Below are 21,313 nucleotides of genomic sequence, written 5' to 3'. Positions count from 1 at the left end.
CATTCCCTACTCGTTTTTTAGCGCAAATTTTAAGTTTTCTATTTTATTTTTTAATACATACTAATTTCATTTCTGTCATTTCTTCTATTGCATATTTAATTCCTTCGCGCCCCGTGCCACTTTCTTTCACACCACCATAAGGCATATGATCTACTCTGAACGTTGGAATATCATTAATCATGACACCACCAACCTCTAGCTCATCAATTGCACGCATTGCTTTAAATAAATTATTTGTAAATACTCCTGCCTGTAAGCCGTAACGCGAATTATTTACTTGCTCAATCGCTTCATCAAATTCTTTAAATGTATTTACTGTCATGAGTGGACCGAATACTTCTTGGCACTGCACAGATACATGATCTGGAACATTTGTTAATACAGTTGGTTCAAAAATTCTTGCATCCCGCTTCTTACCACCGCATAAAACAGTTGCTCCTTCCTTAATTGCTTCTTGAACCCACATATCAATTCGCTCTACATCTTTTTTTGAAATTAAAGCTGATACATCCGTTTCCTCAAGCAGTGGATCACCAACAACAACTGATTCCATCGCTTTCTTTAGCTTCGAGAGAAATTCATGCATTTTCGTTTCATGTACAAAAACACGTTGTACGGAAATACAAACTTGCCCATTATTAACAAATGCTCCCCATTTTACACGTTCAATTATTTCATCTGTTAACTCTACATCTTCATCAATAATAACAGCAGCATTTGAGCCTAGTTCTAACGTAACTCGTTTTAGCCGAGCCTTTTGTTTTATTCCGATTCCAACTTTTGGACTTCCAGTAAAAGTAATAGAAGCAACGTAATCATTTTTGACGATTGCCTCACCAACCGTGACGCCAGGGCCAGAAATGATATTTAAAGCTCCATTTGGCAATCCTGCCTCTTCAAATAACTCAACTAATGCATAAGATGATAATGGCGTTTGATCAGCTGGCTTTAATACAACTGTATTTCCAGCAGCAATTGCTGGTCCAACTTTATGCGCTACTAAATTTAACGGGAAATTAAATGGTGTAATAGCCCCTATAACCCCAATCGGCTTTCGGATTGTATATGCAATACGCCCATCCGCACCAGGTGCGGCGTCTAATGGCAATGTCTCACCATATATACGCTTCGCTTCTTCAGCTGCAAATTTGTACGTTTGAACAGTACGATCTACTTCTCCCCTTGCAGCACGTATTGGTTTTGCAGCTTCTTTTGCAATAATCTCTGCAAATTCTTCTCTTCTTTCATCCATTTTTTGTGCAACTTTCTCTAAAATAGTCGCACGATCATATGCAGATAATTTATTCATTTTTATCATTGCATTTTTTGCAGCAGTAACAGCCTCTTTTACATCTTCTTCCGTTCCTTGTGCAATTTCCGCTAATGTTTCTTCAGAATATGGTGCGTATAATGGTTTATACGTGTTTACAGATTTCCAATTTCCGTTTATATATAAATGCTTTTTCATACTTCTTCTCCTTCCAAATATATGTATACAACAATACTTCACCTAGTGAAGGTTTCAACTTATGTCATTGTATCATAGCCCTTATCCCTCAAAAAACATTATGCTCAAAAAAACTCTGCTATATAGCAGAGTTTACGAGCTAATTTGCTCTTGTAACGAAATTTGTTTTTCATCTTCTAAAATAACAATCGATTCTACTATCTTTGTAACTTCTAATCTTTTTATATAATGTCCATCTAATTCTTTCACACAAAACTTATAATTTTCAATTTCAACGGAATCCTCTTCAGCAATCTCTATATTCTTCGTTAAAATCCAACCACCGATTGTATCAACACCATCATCATCAATCCCTAAACCAAATAACGTATTCACTTCACTAACAAGTACTTTTCCCTCTAGTATCGTCTTCGTTTCACTAACCTTTTGAATTTCTGGCTGCTCATCCGTATCAAACTCATCCTGAATATCTCCAACAATTTCTTCCAAAATATCTTCAACAGTAACAAGTCCAGATGTCCCACCATATTCATCTATCAATATAGCAATATGTGTTCTTTCTTTTTGCATTTTTAAAAACAAATCATGAATTGGAATAGAATCGATAACTAAAATAATTGGTCTCATATATTGCTCTACTGTCTTCTTATTAACAGCTTTATGTTGTACAAACTCAGTAAAAATATCTTTAAAATTCACAAAACCTATTACGTGGTCTTTGTCACCATCAACAACTGGATACCTTGTATATTTTTCGCGAGACATTTTTTGCAAAGCTTCTTCAGCAGGCATTTCTTTACTTATAATATTCATTTCAGTTCGAGGTACCATTATTTCTTTTGCAATCCGATCATCAAATTCAAAAATTTTATTTACATATTTATATTCAGATTGATTAATCTCACCATTTTTATAACTTTCTGAAACTAACAACCGTAATTCTTCTTCTGAATGAACCTCATCATGCCCCTTCGGCGGTTTCAGCCCTAGCAGCTTCGTAATGATTCGAGCTGAACCATTTAATAGCCAAATGAATGGGAATGCAATACGATAAAAGAAAATTAACGGCTTAGAAACAAGCAAACTCACTTGTTCAGATTTTTGAATTGCAAATGTTTTTGGGGCCAATTCCCCTATTACAACATGTAAAAAAGTAATTAACAAAAATACTAAAGTTACAGCAAAAATGTCTGCTAGTTGAGTAGAGATATTCCAATTTGCAAAAAGCGTATCAAACATTTGCTTTAACGCAGGTTTACCAAACCACCCAATTCCTAAAGCTGTAACAGTAATTCCTAACTGACAAGCAGATAAATATTCGTCTAAGTTTGTAATGACTGTTTTGACCGATGTTGCACGATTATTTCCTTCTGCAATTAAATAGTCAATTCGTGAACTTCTCACTTTAACAATTGCAAATTCTGCTGCAACGAAAAATGCCGTTAAGGCAATTAAAACAATCACTATACTTATACTATATATGTCCAAATACTTTTCCTTACTTACATTGTAAGCAAGGAAGCCACCTCCTACTTAATTTTATTCAAGTGAAGTAAGCATTCTAATACTCTAACAAAATTCTACATTAGCAACCACCTTTTTATATATTATATGCATACATAAAAAAGATATTTATCATTATGATAATCTAATTCATTTACACTCGTCAAATTATTCTAAATGTTACGATAAAATTTTTTTATTTAAACGAACTATTCTTCTCAACTCAATTTCGTGAAAAAACACTTTCTTTGCCGATTCCACACTTCTTTTGTCGCACTAGAAGGGAACTTACTTCATAGCTCGAAATCATTCAACAGGATATATATAGGAGGGATTATTTTGGAATATAAAACACCATTTATCGCAAAAAAATTAGGTGTTAGCCCAAAGGCTGTTGTCCGGATCGCGCAACAATTAAATCTTACGATAGAAAAAAACAAATATGGCCACTTTATTTTTACACAAGATGATGTCGATCAAATGTTAGAACACCATCTATTTCAAATAGAGCAGTCTCAAAATCCTCAACCTACTCAAAAAACTTCCTCAAATGAGGTTGAAGAATTAAAAACTCAAGTCAATACAATTGTTCAAAACATATCATCGAATGATTTTGAACAATTAGCTGATCAATTAAACACTATTACGAGAAGACTCGATCGAATGGAAGAACAAATGCAAGATAAGGCAAATGATGTCGTCACGTACCAACTTTTACAACACCGTCGTGAAATGGAGGAAATGTTAGAACGAATTCAAAAGTTAGAAGCTGCCCTAACGAAAGAAGAACCCATTTATATTACTCCTGATTCAAAACCAACATACGAACGAGAAAAGAAACCGAAGCGCCGCAAAATGATTTTTAGTATATTTGGATTATAATTTTTAGACCCTTATTAAAATAATAAGGGTCTTTTTTAATGAAGAGTTATATCTTATAAAAATATTATTCTCTTTATTATACATATTCACTTCGTTTTATTTCGTTAACATAATATTTTTACTGTATTCTGCAATTAATGCCTGTGCATGAGCATTCCCTTGAATCACATCACGAAATTCTTTTAAAGAATACAAATGCGTAACCCCTTTTCGAGCATGAATTCTTACTGGTACACCTTGTAAAGTATCATGAAACTGAAATGGATTATCTATCGGTTCAATTGGAAAACCGAGTGTAAGTAAATACATATACATTCTTTTTGTTACTGCTGCAATGTACCATTCAGCTTTTGTTTCTAACGCATGTATAAATAAAATAGCTGTTAACCTTTTAAAATGTCCTCTCCCACGAGACGTTTTCGAAATACTTAACTTGCCTATTTCATACACATTCTTCAAATCTTTTACTAAATCATTTTTAGAAAACGGATAGAAAAACTCAGAATTTGATTGTTCAGGTACCGTATACTTAATACATTCTACTGTACCAATAGGATGTTCATCTTCTATTAATAAAAATCGTGATGGATTTAAATTACGTTCTACGAACATTAAGTTTCTTTCTTCACAAAAATCTCCCCATAGTTGCTCGAACCCAAAATGTTCTTCCTTTGTTTGAACACGCTGGAACATATTTAACCGCCTTTCCCATCGTCGCTCTGTTTTTTGATAACGCTTTCACTATCTATCATATAAGAACAAATCTTCGTATGCAACTAAAAATATTTATTACTTATTATATTCTGCAAAATGAATTAGATTCCAATTTAATCGACTTTTATCCCGCGCTCACATTCCTTTTAATAACACATTTGTATCACTTTTCAAATCTAACTTACAATATGTTTCTTTCCATACAGCATATAATTCTTCTTAATCTAAAAAAATCCTTTATGAAAAAGGATTTCTTTTACTTCTCAATGCTTTTTAACCACTTTTCAAAAATTTGTACCATCCCGTGTTTTCCAGCTAATTTCTCTTCCCCTTGTTTCGTCTTATATGGATATAACTGCAAGAAAACACCGCATCCAGACTCAATTTTTTTACTATGCATATGGCTTCCTGGATATACACAAATGACTTCATAAATTGACCTTCGATAATAGACTCGCTTTCCATCCTGTTCTTCTACATACTTTATAGACCAATACTTATACATTTGCTCAGTTGCTTTCGTATTTCCGACGTGCTGAAAAATATTGTACATTGGACTATACTTCACTTCAATAATAATAGAAGATTTATATACGTATTTCCCATCTTCTTTTACATAACAGTCTAAGCGAATATCTGGCTTCTTCGTATCCTCACCATTGTAAAAATTACTCCCTTTACTTAATGCAATAAGAGGATGTGTTTCAATTAAGTCATTAAATGCGACATGCACCTTTAAATCATCTCGTTGTAAAACTACTGTCGTTCCATCTTGTAATCCATCTACATAAAAATGTTCTTGTATTTGTTCACGAATGGAATTTCTAGCCTCAAAACCAATTTGCTCTAAAATTGAAATAACGATAAAAAAAGCGTAATATTCATACACTAAAAACGTTGGCTTATAAACAAATAATAACGATGGAGATTGATCCGTATATTGCGGGAGTACTTCTAAATGATGTAGTAATTGTTGATGTGGTATCGGTAAATCATGTAAGTTCATGTTACTTGTTTCAGTAACTTCCCTCCAAAACGAGGAGTGCATTAACATTTGAAAATATTGTACATTTTCATGAACAATGTGCGCCAATATTTTATATTCTTGTATTTTCATTGAGCTCTTTCGTAAATCGGCTTCTTTTAGTAAATGTATATTTTTATATTTTTGCTTCTCTCTATCGGTTACTGATCCATTACGCTCAATTGTTTGTATAATTGTTTTTACGGCTTGAAACTCTTCTGATTTTTTCTTTTTTTCTCTTTCTAATATTTCAATTGTTTGACGTAAAAAACTTTTAGCTTCAATTAAATAATGATAAAATTGCATCGATTTATATTTAAGAAATGCATTTTCCTTACTATTTTTTTGTTCCATAAACTTACGATTATAATGTTTTGCATAAGGTTTTCTTTCTGCCACTATGGTTCCTTTTCTTGTTGGCTTTCTCTCTTTTCCTTCCCATTTATATGCATTTATAAATTTTGAGCTTGATTCTATTTTCTTAAAGATTTGCTTTATCATCTTCATTTTTTGGGGTAACTTTCTAAGCAACACTAAATAAGAAGAATCCTCAATATCGCTAAGTGCAGAGAAAGTCTTTTTATAATAACCTCTATCCAAAATCAACTCATTTAAAATTGACTTCACATAGTCTTGAATCATTTCAAATTGATCATCAAAAAAGTTTTTCGGTACGATTTGAAAAGCACCATAATACGTTGTATCTTCTATACGAACTTCAAAATGGTATAAACCACAGCGCCATGGATAAAAGAATTCTGTTTTCCCATGTTCATATATTAATACTCTTTGTTTTTTTTCATTTATTTCATATTGAGCCTCTTTTATATTTTTCTGTCCCTCATATACTTTATTCCATATAAAAGTAATATTCATTGGGATTTCATAATTGTACTGCAATCTAATCGGTTTTAATTCTTGTACTTTATAAATGCATTGAACTAATGCTGTAGTAGATGTACAAAGACGATTTAATAAAATATAATCTCCTTTCCCCTCATTTCCAATGATTAACTTTAATACAAAAGGGAGCGTTTCATTCGTATCAACGATTTTTGTTTCGTAACGCCCTTCATTTTGCATATCCATACAGCTCCAGTTCCCTACGTTTTTCTCGTATATATGCTAAAGAGTGTTCAAATGTAGATACTCTGTTTGCAAGTGCAGATTGCAAAAGAGGTACTAAGGTCGCTCCCCTTTTTGCTTCTTCAGAAAGTAAAGAACCAACCATCATTTCGGTCCCTCTGATTTTCGTCAATACACGCTGCTTTATTTGTAAATCAAACCCTTCTTCTCTACTAATCATATAGGTATGGTTATTTTGGAACGGTATATTTTGCAAATAAGTCGCAATTGCGTTTGCACATCGGAAAGAAATTCCCTTAGACGCATCATGTGATGACAATACGACATGCAACTTATCTAATAGCTCTAATTCTTCTTCAGAAAACACTTCAATCATCGCTTTATTTCTCATCCAATTTATCCGAAATTCTCCCGCTGTTACTTTCAAAGGTGGGTGTAATACGACTTTCCCCAGTTCCATGCCCATCTCACAAAACGGAATTTTTTGTAACGTTATTAAGTTCGTTCGGTCTAATAATCGATCGGAGAGCTCTTTCGTTGTTTCATCAAAATTCACAGTACCTACAAATATAATATTTTCTCCAATTTCAATTGTTGATGGAATTGAATTCTCAATGTCCTGAACACCCTCATACAAGTTTAAAATACGATTTTTTGTTTCAAGTTGAAGAACAGATAAAAATGGAGTAAACCAATGCTCAATATGTGACATGTTCATTTCATCAAAAACGATTATATACAGTTGATTGGGATTTTCTTTCGCCTTCATTAACGTCCTAACTAACTTCGTTTCACTTTCAATAAAAGTACCATTTGGATGAAGGTAACCAAGTAAATCATGTGGTTCTTGATACGATGGTGAAATTGGAATCCAAACCAATTCTTCCCCATACTGTAATCCTAATGCTTCTGCATAAGTTTGCACAAAACGTGATTTCCCAACGCCCGGTATACCACCAAGAATCGTTAACATATTTGTTTTTACACTTATATGGAAATTATATATATCCGTTGCATCCAAATATAGCCCTTTATTATGCACCATACTTTGTACATACTGTAAAAAGGACGATTCACGCTCATCCCATTCCCATTCATCTTTTTGCACTTTTATATCCTCTACTTCAACTAGCTTACCTTCTTCATGCATTCGTTTTTTTAATTGCTCATACACATGATCACTTACAAAATATAATTGATCTTCTACCGCTATTTCTACATACTTCGTCCAGTCACTGCAGTTTATATATTTACATTCACGTTTCTGTTCAAAATATGCGATTGAGCTAATTGATGACTTTAAGGATATGTTTCCATACAGTCTTCCATCGTGCCACAATAATTCGGGAGGCTCAAAGTCTTTCGGAAATTTTGGCATAAGAAATGATAAATAACCGTTGCTAAGTTTTCGTTCTAAAGATTCTCTTTTTTTATTATTTGTAACTTTAGGTGCCGGAATCATTTTATAGCTGCTTGCTATTTCTTTCGGTTCTTCTGTACATATTAACTCCACGTATACATTTCCTCTTTCATAATAAAGACGAAACATCACTAATTGCTTTTCTAATTTCCTCTTCTTTAATTCCAAAAAGATTTTTTCATTCTTTTTATTACTACATAATCCTTCAAATACATAGGGTTCATTTGCAAATTGTTCCTGTAAAGTGAATGGTATTGGCGATAAGCATTGTACAAAGAAATTCTCTCCACTCTTCTCTTTTTCAGCTTTTGTAAATTCCCCTAAAAATCTCATATAGTACATTCGTTTTATAAAACTTGGCTGAAGAGCTTTATGTAATTTCACCTTAGTCACCTTCTTTTTTCATACTATTCTTAGTGTATGAAAGAAACGAAAAACTAGAAATAAAAAACCTGACGTTATCCGCCAGGTTCAAAATTAAAACGTATATTAATGAGAAGGAAATGCTTTTTTCTCTTGTAAAATTGCATTATGAGCAATTTTCATTTTAGCAAGTACGTAACGTAATCGATCTTCAGCATTTTCATCTTTACTTTTTTGCAATTCCGCTAAATTTTCAACAGAACTTGCTAAATTCTCAATGACTCCTCTCAACTCAGGATGATGATTAAAAAAAGATTCTTGCACTAATACTTTCCTTAACTCACTAGCTAAATCAATTATTCTAGACAGCTGTTCTTTTTCTTCCATTCTCATCCCTCCTGAATATCTTATGTAGTAAATATTCTCTAAACAAAGAAAAAAGCCCTTTAAATGAAAAGGACTTTTTACATTTTTATATTTCCAGTTAATAACATATACAGTGATGTGATAGCCGCAATAATAATTGCCCACATCACATATTTCTCTGCACCTGCAAAGCAACGGTTCCCTTGTTCTTTTCTTGCAAACGTGTAAACAATAATTCCAATTCCATACACAATTGAAACTAGTAGTAAATTCTTTAAACCAGCTGCATAAAGAAGCCATACAGAGTAAATAGAAGCAATTAAAGCTAACGCTCCATTTTTTAATTTAGCGTCTTTTAGCTCGTTTGTAATGACTAATTTAAATTGGAATAACGCTGATAATAAATATGGTAATAAAATTGATGTTGATGCAATGAAATACATAATTTGATATGTTGATTCTGAAAACAGAACGATGATAAATATAATTTGGGCAACACCATTTGAAATCCATAATGCCATGTGCGGTGTTTGCTTTTTATTTGTTTTCGTAAAGACTTTCGGAAATACGCCATCTTTTCCGGCTACATGAGAAATTTCAGAAACAAGTAAAAACCAGCCAATTAATGTACCGACAAGTGAAGCAACTAACCCAATGTTAATCGCAACTGCACCCCATGGACCAACAACATGCTCTAATACATGTCCCATTGACGGAGTTTCTAGCACAGAAAGTTCGCTTCTTGTCATCGCTCCCATTGACAGAACAGAAATTAAAATATATATGGACATTACTAAAATAAGTCCCATTACTGTTGCCTTACCAACATCTCGGCTATTCTTCGCTCTTCCGGATAATACAACCGCTCCTTCAACTCCAATGAAAACCCAAAGTGTTACAAGCATTGTATTTTTCACTTGACCAAGTATAGCGGAAAGTGAGAAGGTTCCTTCTCCCCAAAAATCATGTGTAAATGTGTCCCAGCGAAAGGCTGTTACCATTACAACAATAAATAAAACGATTGGAACTAACTTCCCTATTGTTGCGATAACATTCATAATAGAAGCTTCACGGATTCCAAATAAAATTAGAAAATGAAGTGTCCATAATAAAAGTGATGCCCCAACGATAGATGCAACATTATTTCCTCCTTTGAAAATTGGAAAGAAATAACCTAATGTACTAAACAGTAACATAATTGTTGCGACATTACCTAAGATTCCTGCTAGCCAATATCCCCAAGCACTATTAAATCCAATATATTCACCGAAACCAGCACGTGCATAACTATAAATTCCACCTTCAAGTTCCGGTTTTTGTCTTGCTAACGTTTGATATACGAGCGCAAGTGGAATCATTCCCATCGCTGTAATACACCAGCCAATTATTATTGCACCACTGTTTGCTCCTACTGCTAAATCATGCGGTAAACTAAAAACACCTCCACCAACCATTGTTCCAACTACTAATGCGATTAACGGAAAAAATCCTAACTTCTTTTCTATTTGTACCACCCCATCTGTCATTCTAGGTGTTATGTTCGTTCAACTATTAAAGTCACCTTTTTCTCTAATAGACGTTTCTCTTATATTTTTTCAGGAAAACATTACTTATTCTAAAAGAAAATGAACAAAAATGGAATACTTTTTTGAAAAAATGTATAAGTATGCACAAAAAAACCGCTCATTTTGTAATGAACGGTCATTTCAAACATATAAATTTGTATATTTCTTGTAAATTTAACGAAGTAAATTCTCTTTTTCTAAAAATTGTTTTGCGACTTCTTCACTACTTTTACCATTTACGTTAACTTCATAATTCATTTTTCGCATTTCTTCATCTGTAATCTTTCCAGATAATTTATTTAATACCTTTTCAAGTTCAGGATATTTCTGTAACGTTTCTTTTCTTAATAATGGTGCCCCTTGATAAGGTGGGAATAACCCTTTATCATCTTTTAGCACTTTCAGTCCGTATTGCTCCAATTCACTATCTGTTGAATATGCATCAATTACGTTAACATCTCCAGATTGAATTGCGCTATAACGCAGCTTCGGCTCCATCGTTTTAACATTCGAGAACTTATAGTTATATAATTTTTGCATTCCTTTATAACCATCTTCACGATCAGCAAATTCCAATGTAAACCCTACTTTGGCTTCCTGCGCAACATTCCCTAAATCAGAAATTGTATTTATATTCTTTTGATCTGCTATTTTTTTCGGCATGGCTAGTGCATATGTATTGTTATACTCCATTGGCTTCAACATAACCATATTATATTTCTTTTCCATTCCAATGCGAGCCTGATCATATACTTCATCACGATTTGTGCTCTTTGGTTCTTCTTTCACGAAAGTAGATAAAGCTGTTCCTGAAAATTCTGGGTATATATCTACTTCCCCGGATTTCAACGCTTCAAATACAAATGCTGTTTTTCCAAGACCTGGTTTTAATTGTACGTTTAAATCGGTATCTTGTTCAATAAGCTGCTTATACATTTGAATTAAAATTTCAGGTTCTGATCCAAGTTTGCCCGCAATAACAATATCTTTCTTTTCTGTACTCCAAAGAAATGGAGAAGCAATCATTACTACAACTATACATATCATCAATATAACACGCTTAGAAGAGCGTTTCGGTCGTTCAAGTATGCGAAGTACTATATCAAAGAATAAAGCGAGTAACGCGGCTGGTACGGCCCCTAAAATGATAAGTGCATGATCATTTCGATCTATGCCTAATAAGATAAGCTTACCGAGCCCACCAGCACCAATGAGAGCTGCTAATGTAGCCGTTCCAACAATTAATACCATCGCTGTACGAATACCGGCCATAATGATAGGCAATGCAAGAGGAAGCTCTACCTTCCACAGCCTTCTCCAACTATTCATCCCCATAGCTCTCGCGGCTTCTATTAGTGATTCATCTAATTCCCTTATTCCTGTATATGTATTTCGTAAAATAGGTAATAGTGCATACACAACTAATGCAATAATCGCTGGAAGTTTTCCGATTCCTACTAACGGAATTAATAGTCCGAGTAATGCAAGTGATGGCACTGTCTGCATTACTGCAGAAGTTCCTATTATAAATTCAGCCATTCGTTCTTTTCTTGTTAATAAAATGCCAAGTGGCACCGCTATAATTACTGCAAAAAATAATGAAATAAGCGATATTTGTAAATGCTCACTTAATGCAGTTAGTAATTCTATTTTTCGTTCTTGGAACGTTTGTATAAAATTAGTCACTGTTTAGCCTCTTTCCTTCATTTGTTCAACAATGTAATTGACGATATGACGACTTGTTAACGCTCCAATATATTGACCGTTTTCTTCAACTGGAACGATTTCCTCATCACGCACACGAACTAACGCTTCTTGTAAAGAAGAATGTAATGATAGTGCCTGCCCTTCTAATTGCACACTTTGATCAAGCGGCAATACATCTGCTACACTTTTCTCCTCATACCAAGTTCGTCCACGATTTCCAATGAACTCCTCTACAAATTCATTTTTCGGATTATGTATAATTCCTTCTGGTGTATCTAGTTGAACAACTTTTCCTTCTTTCATAATACAAATGCGATCTCCAAGTGATAATGCTTCTTGCATATCATGTGTTACGAACACGATTGTTTTTTGAATCTTTTTTTGCAACTGTACAATATCCTTCTGAAGCTGTTCCCTACTTAATGGATCTAACGCACTAAATGGTTCATCCATAAGAACGATTTTCGGGTTTGCGGCTAATGCTCGCACGACACCGACACGTTGTTTTTGTCCTCCTGACAATTCATCAGGCATACGATCTCGATATATATCCGGATCTAATCCAACCATATGTAACAAGTCATCGACGCGTGCTTTTATTTCCTTTTTGCTCCATTGCCTCATTTCAGGAACAACTGCAATATTTTCAGCGATTGTCATATGAGGAAACAAAGCGATTTGCTGCAACACGTATCCTATATCCCAACGTAATTCGTTTATATTATATTGTTGAATATCTTTTCCATCGATTAAAATCGATCCTTCAGTCGTTTCGATTAAACGATTAATCATCTTCATTGTCGTTGTTTTCCCGCAACCACTCGGACCGATGAGAACGAAAAATTCTCCCTTTTTAATTTCTAAATGCAATGAATCCACTGCTTTCGTGCCATCTTCATACGATTTTGACACATGATTAAATTGAATCACAAACACAACTCCTTTACTGTTGTTTCCTTTATTTTGATGGAATATGGCATTCATTTCAAATGATACGCTTTTAAATTAAAAAAGAGCTCGCATTTGAGCTCTAACGGTCGAACAATATTGTTTTCATAATAGCAGCATATTCGCGAACATACATTTTTCTCTTAGAACGAATTGGTGTTTCAGCAGCTAGCGCCTCCATCTTCATGCCTAAACGCTTTGCAATTATTTTCGTTCGATATAAATGATATGTATTACTTACAACTACCGCATGTTTCACATTATATAAATCCATACTAAATTTTAAGTTTTCATACGTATTTGTAGATTGATCTTCTATTAAAATACGACTCTCATCTATACCGTGTACCATTAAATAATTTCTCATGCTATGAGCTTCCGGTATATCTTCATCTTCTCCTTGACCACCTGAAACAATTACTTTCGCTTCAGGATGGGAAAATAAATACTCCAACGCTACATCCAAACGATTTTGAAGAGATAAAGACGGTCTATCTCCAAATAACTTTGCACCCAGTATAAGAACGTACGGAGAGTGATAGCTCAACTTTTCACGAGCAACTTTGTTCATTCGAAACGTCATATAAATGATGTATAGTGGCGGTAATAATAAAATTATAAGAAAGATCCATTTGTTCATAAATAAGTATTCACTCCCTTTCTTGTTATTATATAGAAAAAGAAAGGGAGGCAGAAGTGTTTTTTCAAACGATTGATTTATTAGAAACATGCGCCGCTACTTTACGTTGTGATAGTACATAATAAATAGCGATTCCTAATGAGAAGATCAATATGCAGCTTAGTACGTAAAACGGCAGCATGACTCCCACTTTAGATACACCCGCTGTAAACAACATTAATAATAAAATTCGTATTCCAGTACCAATTAGGCGAAATAAGCTGTCTACACGTCCCATTACTTCATTTGGAATTTCCTCCATCATCAATACATTTCTCGCCACTCTTGTCCCCGCATTTCCAATTGCATGAAAAATCGCTAGTCCATATAACAACATTACGGAAGGTTCAATACTCATTGCGGTAATTGAAATTACATAAATGAACATCGTCATAACGATTGAAACTTCTGTTTTGACATATTTCATTATGAGTGGAATACAAATTCCTGCAACAACCGCTCCGACACCGTACATCGTGCCCTCTACTGCGTATACAGAGGCATTGGCTTTGAGTATATCCGAAATATACACGGGTATTAAATAATTTGCCATCATGACACCTATAAACGGCATATAAGTAGCCAGTAAGAACCAAAAGAGCTTAGGACGTTTTTTCATAAAGTGAATTCCTTCAAACAATTGCTTCTTAAATGTTATTTTTCTTTTCACTTCTTTTTTCTTTACGTACGGTATACATAAGAAAAGAAAAAATGCTCCAGCAAAAGTTAACATGTCTACTAACAAAATCCACTTCAAAGATACAATTTCAATTAAGAAGCTCGCGGCCGCTCCAGAAATAACTTGTGTTAACTGTCCTTGTATTTCCATCGTTCCACTTAAACTTTTATAATGTTCCGCTTGAAATATCTCTTGGTTGAACGCAAATATTGTAGGATAAAATAATAAATAGTAGAATGATCCGGCTATATAAATAAGAATATAGTGAATAGAATGATAAGGTTGCCCAGCAAATCCCCATATAACCATTATTCCAATTACGGCAATTCCGATTCCTTCGTTACATAGCAATAAAGATTTTCTTGAAAAACGATTAATACTTTGCCCAATGAATGGTGTTAATAAAAACATAATGAGGGTTGCAATGATAGAAACATAACCAAACGTTGTCTCTCCTCCACTCTCTTTAATTAACAGCCACGGAATCGTTATCATAACAATTCCGGAACCAATAGCAGATAGACTATTGGCCCCTAGAATGTAATACAATCGAGAATCATGATAAAGTGAGGACATATCACTCCACTCCTAGTTGCTTTTTCACCTCTTTATATACGCTCATATATGCTTTTAATTCTTTAACTACATCATGAATTAATGGTTTGGCATCTTCCCCAAGTTCACCATCTTGCACATGTAATCCATCAAGCACAACTTGTTTTGGAATGGCATTTGCATAAACACCTCTAGCGACCGTTCGCATGCTGTTTAATGCATTTATTCCACCTTTACCGCCACCAGCAACCGCTAACAACGCAACTGGTTTATGAATAAATTCACTACTACTTAAGTAATCTAAAGAGTTTTTCAGCGCACCGCTCATCGCATTATGATATTCTGGTGTACATAATACAACCCCATCCGCAGCTTTCACTAACGTTTTCAATTTTTTTACTGCCTCTAAATCACGTTGTGACTCTTCTCCATTGTATAAAGGTAACTCCTCAATTGCTAAATCATATAATTCCCCTTCAAATTGATCCGCAATATATTTTGCCACCACGCGAGTTCTACCAAATTTTCTTGGTGTACCGTTAATAACGACTAGTTTCATGATTATTTCTCCCCTTTGTTTTCAAGTTCTACTTATATATTATCAGAAATTTCTATACAAAACACAATATAAAGAGTTAACTTGTTTCATAAAATAGTATGATAAACAAAAAAGAACTCATACTTTCGTATGAGTTTCGCACAATTACTTCGTTTCATCTCTCAGACTCAATGTACCTAAACTTTCATTTACTTCAAAATGATTATATGCTTTTCCCGCTAATTTTTTCCGTTCTTCTGGTAATTCTATATATTTCATTACGTTTTCAATTATTTTTTCGTACGGAGTAAATACAATTCCCGGCCACTCTACCTCATCTTCTGGATTACTATTTTCGGAAATAATAAATTTCTTATTTGCGACTGCATAAGACACGCGAGGTGTTTCAAGAATTCCTGATAAGTAAAAATGAATATTTAATATAATTTTAGCTCTAGCAATCAATTCATTTCTAACAATTCCCCACGCATTATTTTTAAAAACTATATTTAAATTTGGGGCAATCGCTTTTAGATGATCAAAAATAGCTTGCCGCCTCGGATTAAGAGCACCTATAAACAGAATATCAATATCTTCAGTAATGTCATCTTCAAATGCATCTTTTTTTATTTCCAAAGTTGGAGCATAGTTCATTTTTACATGTTTTATTTCTTTTCCTACCCCTTTTTGTTTTAGCCATTCTATATTTTGTTTACTATAATCCCAAATCACTCTATCTTTTAATAATATTAAATAAAGGGGGTGCGCATATGGACTTCCTTCGTATAGCTGTTCTAAATTATAAATAATTGCATCTTTCGGAAGAAGATTCGGGTTATATGCGTATGTATGTGCTCCAAAAACAACTGTATTCTTTACATTTTCTAGTATTGTTTCTGATATAATTACTGTATTTCCCTCCTGCTCCAACCGCCACTTTAAAGCTCGCGCAACATCTATGAAACTACCGTATGTCTTTGGGCATATAAAAAGACAATAATCATATTCTTTATTCAAATAAGCTTCCATTAATTTTAAATTATTTTTATATAAATCTACATCCGGATGTTTAAGCACTAACTCATTTGCATGTTTTCTTGCTACTTTATATAATCCAGCATAATAAGCAGCGATGCATCTTCTTAATTCGATTCTTTCACGATGTTCATCTAATACATCCATGTTTAAAAGAAGATTTGCGATACAATACGCTTTTAAATGATCACGGTCATAATAATAGTCTAGTAGTGGCATTAATTCTTCATACGTATTTCCATGCACCGATTCTCCTAGTTCAATCGCCCATCGCATTAATTCCATGATTACTCCACTACTCCTTTAACCGAAAATGTATTTAATAAAATTTCGCATTATTCTCTACTACATTTGCTATATGAAATGGAATCTCTTCTTTAATCGATTCCAAATACTTTTGCGACACGGCCCCTAAATGTTTTTTATGAGGTATATAGAAAGCACTAATAGAAATTTCATAGTCAAATAAGTAATCATACACATGATAATCTACAAATAAAAGATCATCCTTTGGAAAAGGAATTTCCTTCCCTTGCAGAGCATACATCAAAGCAATATTGTTTTGAGATCGTAATCGATACAACCTTGCAAGTTGGTATAATGGTTCAGCCCGAGTTGGTCTATATTCCCACGCTTTTTGAAAATAAAAAACAGCTAATGCTAAATATTTCTCTTCTTGCCCTTTAACAGTTTCTTTTTCATCAGCATCTGTCACTTCATTTTGTTTATTTGCTGAACGATTTGCTAACTGCTCATAACAAAACCCTATTCGCAATAACGAATAGAATACCTCTTCAACCCAACCCCCTGCTTCCACTCGTTTTTTATACCATTTAATCGAATCTTCAAATTGACTTAAATGAAAATAAGTTTGGGCTAAATAAAATAAATATCTTATATGCAAATCTGGCGTTGTTTCTGGGTCGTTTATTCCTTGTAACAACAACCTCTCATCTCTTTCAAATTTATCAGCTTTACTCCCGCCATCTCCGGGATCATTCACGACAAGAGTCTCTAACCGATCTACCCTCGTATTGTAATTCGCTCCAACTTTTGAGCGATCTATATCCCAATACTCATGAGTAACACCGACAGATTTCCATGGTAAAGAAGCTTTTAATAGACGTGTAAGCCAATATTTAATATGAACATCATATTGCAATGTAAGATAATGATCTTCCGTTAAGCTCGTTTTATCGAAATTCGGATCAACCTCTAAAATCATATCCGCATCTAATATTAATAAATAATCCGCTTCTGGATATGTTTTTTGCGCTAATGAAACTGCTAAGCTTCTGTTATAACCAAAGTTTTTAAACGGCTCATGATGAACTGTCCCAGGTATCTCATTTTCCTTACACCAATTTTCTATAATTTCAGGCGTATTATCCGTCGATCCAGTATCACAAATAGAAACATAATCTACAATTGATTTTGTTGCATTTAAACATCTTTCCATAATTCTAGACTCATTTTTGACAATCATACAAAGACATAACTTTTTTTCTTCCTTTACAGACTTCACTTGCTCATTTCCCATTTAACCACCTCATATTTTATTAACACGCTCTTCTCATATGTAACAACATTTTTTAGCTATACTGATGACATAAGCACCCTTTTACTATTTATGAAAACTTCATTTTATTTATTCTTACTTTTATGTTGGGACATATTTCATGCTTCGCTTTATATTTGATACAATCAATACAAAAAAACATAATACGGGAATCCGTACATTTCAAAGTATAAGAGGAGGTTATATTTTGTTGGATTACATTTGGCTAAATGACAAATCACCAATTTTAGAACAACTACCAAGTAATTTTAAATCTGCAGCTATATTGCTACATCCATTTGTCCAAATGCCTTTAGGATGGGAAAAGTCTGTGAGAAAAAGACCATATGAGCACATCTATCCTAGCGCTGAAGAAATCATTCACAATGGGAAATCCGTTTCTTGGAAGGAAATGATGTCTTGTAGTGGATTACATTCATACGCAGACCTAGCAATGGCCATGTTGACTTCCATTAGTGCCTTTTCAGAAGAATATAAAAGAGAGGATTTAGCTGAAAAGCTACATTCAAACTTAAAAAAAGATCTTTATTATCCAACAGAAGATTATACGTCTATATTTTTATTACACAAATTACTTAAACTCCTCGGTTCTAAAGGTGCAAAAAATCTATATTTCTCTGAACCAATTCTTGATACAAACGGATTATTACAGGTAAATAATACTACTTCATTAGATATTTGGGACATTAGCAATAATGAGTTAATTATTACTGGAGAAGACAATGAGTATGCGTTTATGAGTATATACGATTCCTTTACAACCTTATTATTAGCTAAAGAAGAAAATATAGAATATATTGTTCAATCAATGAATGTTGAAGCTGTCATTTGTGACAAAAAAACGATGATTGATTGGTATTTTTAAATTAGTAATTTCTTAAACTATAAAAAAGAAACTTGCGCTTATGCACAAGTTTCTTTTCAAAAACATCCTTATTTTTTTACAACTTCATGTCCACCGAACTGATTACGTAGTGCTGAAACTACTTTTCCATGGAATGTATCATCTTCCTGAGAACGATAGCGCATAAATAATGACATCGCGATTACTGGTGCCGCTGCTTGTAACTCAAGCGCAGTTTCAACAGTCCATTTCCCTTCTCCTGAAGAGTTCATTACACCTTTAATGCCATCAAGTTTAGGATCATCTGCAAATGCTTTTTCAGTTAAGTCCATTAACCAACCGCGGATTACTGATCCGTTCGCCCATACTTTTGCAACATCTTCATAATTGAAATCAAAGTCACTCTTATCTAGTACTTCAAATCCTTCAGCAATTGCTTGCATCATGCCGTATTCAATACCGTTATGAACCATTTTTAAGAAATGACCACTACCAACGCGGCCAGCATAAGAATAGCCATTTTCTACTGCTAAATCTTTAAATAAAGGTTCTAATTGGTCGTAAATTTCTTTTTCTCCACCAACCATTAAACAAGCACCGTATCTAGCTCCTTCTACACCGCCAGATGTACCGATATCTACATAATGTAATCCGAAGCTTTTTGCTTCTTCAGCACGGCGTAACGTATCTTTATAGAATGAATTTCCACCTTCAATAACGATATCACCTTCATCTAATAACGGATACACATCTTTTAATACTGACTCTACAACTTCTCCTGCAGGCACCATTACCCAGATCGTACGAGGAGCTTCTAATTCAGCGATCATTTCTTTTAATGTATGACGTGCAGTAATTCCTAGTTTTCCTGCCTTTTCTACAAGCTCTTTATTTACATCGTATACAACTACTTCATGCTTGTCTTCATGTAAGTGTTCAGCTAATGGGAATCCCATTTTTCCTAATCCAATTAATCCTAGTTTCATATTAATCAATCTCCTATTCTATACAAATATATTTAATATCGAAATTAGCCCAAGTGCTACTACAGATAATATAGTCTCCATTGCAGTCCATGTTAATAACGTTTCTTTCACAGTCATTCCGAAATACTCTTTAATCATCCAAAATCCTGAATCATTCACGTGTGATAAAATTAATGACCCTGCACCTGTTGCAAGTGCTAATAATTCAACATTTACACCTGGTGTACTTGCTGCAATCGGCGCAACAATACCAGCTGCTGTCATCATAGAAACAGTTGCCGATCCTGTCGCAACTCGGATAAGTGCAGCAATTCCCCATCCAAGTAATATTGGTGAAATATGTGATTCTTTCGCCATTTCAGCAATTGTAGTACCAATTCCAGAATCTAATAATACCTTATTAAATGCACCACCAGCACCAATTACTAACAGTATGTTTGCAATTGGCCCAAGGCAATCATTTGTAAATTGTAATACTTTATCTTTAGAAAATCCTTTTGCATAACCAAGGCTAAAGAAAGAATAAATCGTTGCAATTAATAAAGCGACTATTGGATCTCCAATAAAGTGTAACACTTGTGCAAGTTGACTCGTTTTATGTAACGCTACTTCAGCAATGGATGCACCAAGCATAAGAAATACTGGAAGTAAAATAGTAAACAATGTATTTCCGAAGCTAGGAAGTTCTTTCTTCTTATCTCTTTCAATAAATTGCTCCGCTATATCTAATGGTACTTCCTTATGTATACGAGCACCAATCCATTTCCCGTAAAGTGGACCTGAAATAATTGCAGTTGGAAGTCCGACAATTAACGCATATAAAATTGTCTTCCCTACATCTGCTTTAAAAATACCCACTGCCGCCATTGCCGCTGGATGCGGTGGGACAAGTCCGTGTACGACTGACAGTCCTGCTACTAGCGGAATACCGATTGTAATAAGTGATACCCCGGTTTCTAACGCAATTGTAAATACTAACGGAATTAATAGGACGAATCCAACTTGGAAAAATACCGGAATCCCTACTAAAAATGCAACGAACATCATCGCCCAGTGAACTCGTTTCTTCCCAAAACGATTAATTAATGTGTTAGCGATACGTTCAGCACCGCCAGATTCGGCCATCATTTTTCCAAGCATCGTTCCTAGTGCTAAAACTATCGCTAAAAAGCCTAACGTATTACCAAGCCCTAGTTTAATAGAATCAATAATCCCTGGATCTTTTGGTGAAGTTCCAATTAAAGGCATTCCCATTGCTAAACCTACACCAATTGCTGTTAAAATTAATGCGACAAATGGATGCCATTTTACTACCGTAATAAGTAAAAGTAGTATGACAACTGCCGCTAGTACGATCCCAACTACCATTTCT

At 34.1% G+C, this 21,313-nt stretch carries 18 protein-coding genes; 2 read left to right on the top strand and 16 right to left on the bottom strand.

What is annotated here, in order from left to right; all coding sequences use genetic code 11:
- Window positions 1-43: 43 nt before the first annotated feature.
- Complete coding sequence (locus BUA87_RS02550; RefSeq protein ID WP_000716481.1) at window positions 44-1,468, bottom strand: aldehyde dehydrogenase family protein; 1,425 nt, start codon at window positions 1,466-1,468, stop codon at window positions 44-46.
- A 132-nt stretch (window positions 1,469-1,600) separates the two neighbouring features.
- Window positions 1,601-2,956: a hemolysin family protein gene (locus tag BUA87_RS02545; RefSeq protein WP_000356253.1), complete on the bottom strand. Its 1,356-nt coding sequence runs from the start codon at window positions 2,954-2,956 to the stop codon at window positions 1,601-1,603.
- A gap of 354 nt (window positions 2,957-3,310) precedes the next feature.
- On the opposite strand from BUA87_RS02545, the gene racA reads away from it, so the two are divergent.
- Window positions 3,311-3,853 carry a chromosome-anchoring protein RacA gene (racA, locus tag BUA87_RS02540; RefSeq protein ID WP_000456013.1) on the top strand — a complete coding sequence of 181 codons (543 nt, stop codon included), beginning with the start codon at window positions 3,311-3,313 and terminating at the stop codon, window positions 3,851-3,853.
- Between the two features lie 96 nt (window positions 3,854-3,949).
- Here the strand turns inward: racA and BUA87_RS02535 are convergent, their stop codons facing one another.
- From BUA87_RS02535 to BUA87_RS02480, 12 genes are all read right to left on the bottom strand, one after another.
- The gene (locus tag BUA87_RS02535; protein WP_000487795.1) at window positions 3,950-4,546 is read right to left on the bottom strand and encodes a hypothetical protein; all 597 of its coding nucleotides are present in this window, start codon (window positions 4,544-4,546) and stop codon (window positions 3,950-3,952) included.
- A 277-nt stretch (window positions 4,547-4,823) separates the two neighbouring features.
- Complete coding sequence (locus tag BUA87_RS02530) at window positions 4,824-6,674, bottom strand: hypothetical protein (protein WP_001178725.1); 1,851 nt, start codon at window positions 6,672-6,674, stop codon at window positions 4,824-4,826.
- Window positions 6,664-8,481, bottom strand: a complete 1,818-nt coding sequence (locus BUA87_RS02525; RefSeq protein ID WP_071714346.1) for an AAA family ATPase — start codon at window positions 8,479-8,481, stop codon at window positions 6,664-6,666. Before BUA87_RS02525 ends, BUA87_RS02530 begins: the two co-directional genes overlap by 11 nt.
- Before the next feature lie 105 nt (window positions 8,482-8,586).
- Window positions 8,587-8,847, bottom strand: a complete 261-nt coding sequence (locus BUA87_RS02520) for a hypothetical protein (protein WP_000391447.1) — start codon at window positions 8,845-8,847, stop codon at window positions 8,587-8,589.
- A 77-nt stretch (window positions 8,848-8,924) separates the two neighbouring features.
- A complete protein-coding gene (locus BUA87_RS02515; RefSeq protein ID WP_000129441.1) occupies window positions 8,925-10,352 on the bottom strand; it encodes a basic amino acid/polyamine antiporter in 1,428 nt (475 codons plus the stop codon).
- A gap of 213 nt (window positions 10,353-10,565) precedes the next feature.
- The gene (locus tag BUA87_RS02510; protein ID WP_072938331.1) at window positions 10,566-12,077 is read right to left on the bottom strand and encodes an ABC transporter permease/substrate-binding protein; all 1,512 of its coding nucleotides are present in this window, start codon (window positions 12,075-12,077) and stop codon (window positions 10,566-10,568) included.
- Window positions 12,078-12,080: 3 nt separating this feature from the next.
- Window positions 12,081-13,028 (bottom strand): ABC transporter ATP-binding protein, encoded by a 948-nt coding sequence (locus BUA87_RS02505; protein WP_000614076.1) that lies wholly within the window; start codon window positions 13,026-13,028, stop codon window positions 12,081-12,083.
- Between the two features lie 100 nt (window positions 13,029-13,128).
- Complete coding sequence (locus BUA87_RS02500; protein WP_001045713.1) at window positions 13,129-13,686, bottom strand: YdcF family protein; 558 nt, start codon at window positions 13,684-13,686, stop codon at window positions 13,129-13,131.
- 64 nt (window positions 13,687-13,750) lie between these two features.
- Window positions 13,751-14,980 carry an MFS transporter gene (locus BUA87_RS02495; RefSeq protein ID WP_072938329.1) on the bottom strand — a complete coding sequence of 410 codons (1,230 nt, stop codon included), beginning with the start codon at window positions 14,978-14,980 and terminating at the stop codon, window positions 13,751-13,753.
- 1 nt (window position 14,981) lies between these two features.
- On the bottom strand, window positions 14,982-15,518 hold the full coding sequence (locus BUA87_RS02490; RefSeq protein WP_000780355.1) for an NADPH-dependent FMN reductase: 537 nt from the start codon (window positions 15,516-15,518) through the stop codon (window positions 14,982-14,984).
- 144 nt (window positions 15,519-15,662) lie between these two features.
- Window positions 15,663-16,817, bottom strand: coding sequence for a CgeB family protein (locus tag BUA87_RS02485; protein ID WP_072938326.1), 1,155 nt, complete (start codon window positions 16,815-16,817; stop codon window positions 15,663-15,665).
- Between the two features lie 34 nt (window positions 16,818-16,851).
- Complete coding sequence (locus BUA87_RS02480; protein WP_065228786.1) at window positions 16,852-18,072, bottom strand: glycosyltransferase; 1,221 nt, start codon at window positions 18,070-18,072, stop codon at window positions 16,852-16,854.
- Window positions 18,073-18,211: 139 nt separating this feature from the next.
- Here BUA87_RS02480 and BUA87_RS02475 point away from each other — a divergent pair, with 139 nt between their 5' ends.
- A complete protein-coding gene (locus BUA87_RS02475; protein ID WP_072938323.1) occupies window positions 18,212-18,976 on the top strand; it encodes a DUF2711 domain-containing protein in 765 nt (254 codons plus the stop codon).
- Window positions 18,977-19,044: 68 nt separating this feature from the next.
- On the opposite strand, the gene gnd is transcribed toward BUA87_RS02475, so the two are convergent.
- Window positions 19,045-19,941, bottom strand: coding sequence for a phosphogluconate dehydrogenase (NAD(+)-dependent, decarboxylating) (gene gnd / locus BUA87_RS02470; protein ID WP_000765981.1), 897 nt, complete (start codon window positions 19,939-19,941; stop codon window positions 19,045-19,047).
- An 18-nt stretch (window positions 19,942-19,959) separates the two neighbouring features.
- Window positions 19,960-21,309: a GntP family permease gene (locus tag BUA87_RS02465; RefSeq protein ID WP_000260205.1), complete on the bottom strand. Its 1,350-nt coding sequence runs from the start codon at window positions 21,307-21,309 to the stop codon at window positions 19,960-19,962.
- Window positions 21,310-21,313: the final 4 nt, after the last annotated feature.

Origin of the sequence: Bacillus sp. bc15 (assembly GCF_900142585.1) — a bacterium.
GTDB classification, from domain to species: domain Bacteria; phylum Bacillota; class Bacilli; order Bacillales; family Bacillaceae_G; genus Bacillus_A; species Bacillus_A cereus.
The sequence above is the reverse complement of the archived record's forward strand: the minus strand, read 5'-3'. Positions and strand labels throughout refer to the sequence as shown.

Excerpts from the sequence above, each read along its gene's own strand:
- BUA87_RS02550 (WP_000716481.1), bottom strand. The coding sequence starts at position 1,468 with ATGAAAAAGCATTTATATATAAACGGAAATTGGAAATCTGTAAACACG.
- BUA87_RS02535 (WP_000487795.1), bottom strand. The coding sequence starts at position 4,546 with ATGTTCCAGCGTGTTCAAACAAAGGAAGAACATTTTGGGTTCGAGCAA.
- BUA87_RS02530 (WP_001178725.1), bottom strand. The coding sequence starts at position 6,674 with ATGCAAAATGAAGGGCGTTACGAAACAAAAATCGTTGATACGAATGAA.
- BUA87_RS02520 (WP_000391447.1), bottom strand. The coding sequence starts at position 8,847 with ATGGAAGAAAAAGAACAGCTGTCTAGAATAATTGATTTAGCTAGTGAG.
- BUA87_RS02515 (WP_000129441.1), bottom strand. The coding sequence starts at position 10,352 with ATGACAGATGGGGTGGTACAAATAGAAAAGAAGTTAGGATTTTTTCCG.
- BUA87_RS02500 (WP_001045713.1), bottom strand. The coding sequence starts at position 13,686 with ATGAACAAATGGATCTTTCTTATAATTTTATTATTACCGCCACTATAC.
- BUA87_RS02495 (WP_072938329.1), bottom strand. The coding sequence starts at position 14,980 with ATGTCCTCACTTTATCATGATTCTCGATTGTATTACATTCTAGGGGCC.
- BUA87_RS02490 (WP_000780355.1), bottom strand. The coding sequence starts at position 15,518 with ATGAAACTAGTCGTTATTAACGGTACACCAAGAAAATTTGGTAGAACT.
- BUA87_RS02485 (WP_072938326.1), bottom strand. The coding sequence starts at position 16,817 with ATGGAATTAATGCGATGGGCGATTGAACTAGGAGAATCGGTGCATGGA.
- BUA87_RS02480 (WP_065228786.1), bottom strand. The coding sequence starts at position 18,072 with ATGGGAAATGAGCAAGTGAAGTCTGTAAAGGAAGAAAAAAAGTTATGT.
- BUA87_RS02475 (WP_072938323.1), top strand. The coding sequence starts at position 18,212 with ATGCTTCGCTTTATATTTGATACAATCAATACAAAAAAACATAATACG.
- gnd (WP_000765981.1), bottom strand. The coding sequence starts at position 19,941 with ATGAAACTAGGATTAATTGGATTAGGAAAAATGGGATTCCCATTAGCT.
- BUA87_RS02465 (WP_000260205.1), bottom strand. The coding sequence starts at position 21,309 with ATGGTAGTTGGGATCGTACTAGCGGCAGTTGTCATACTACTTTTACTT.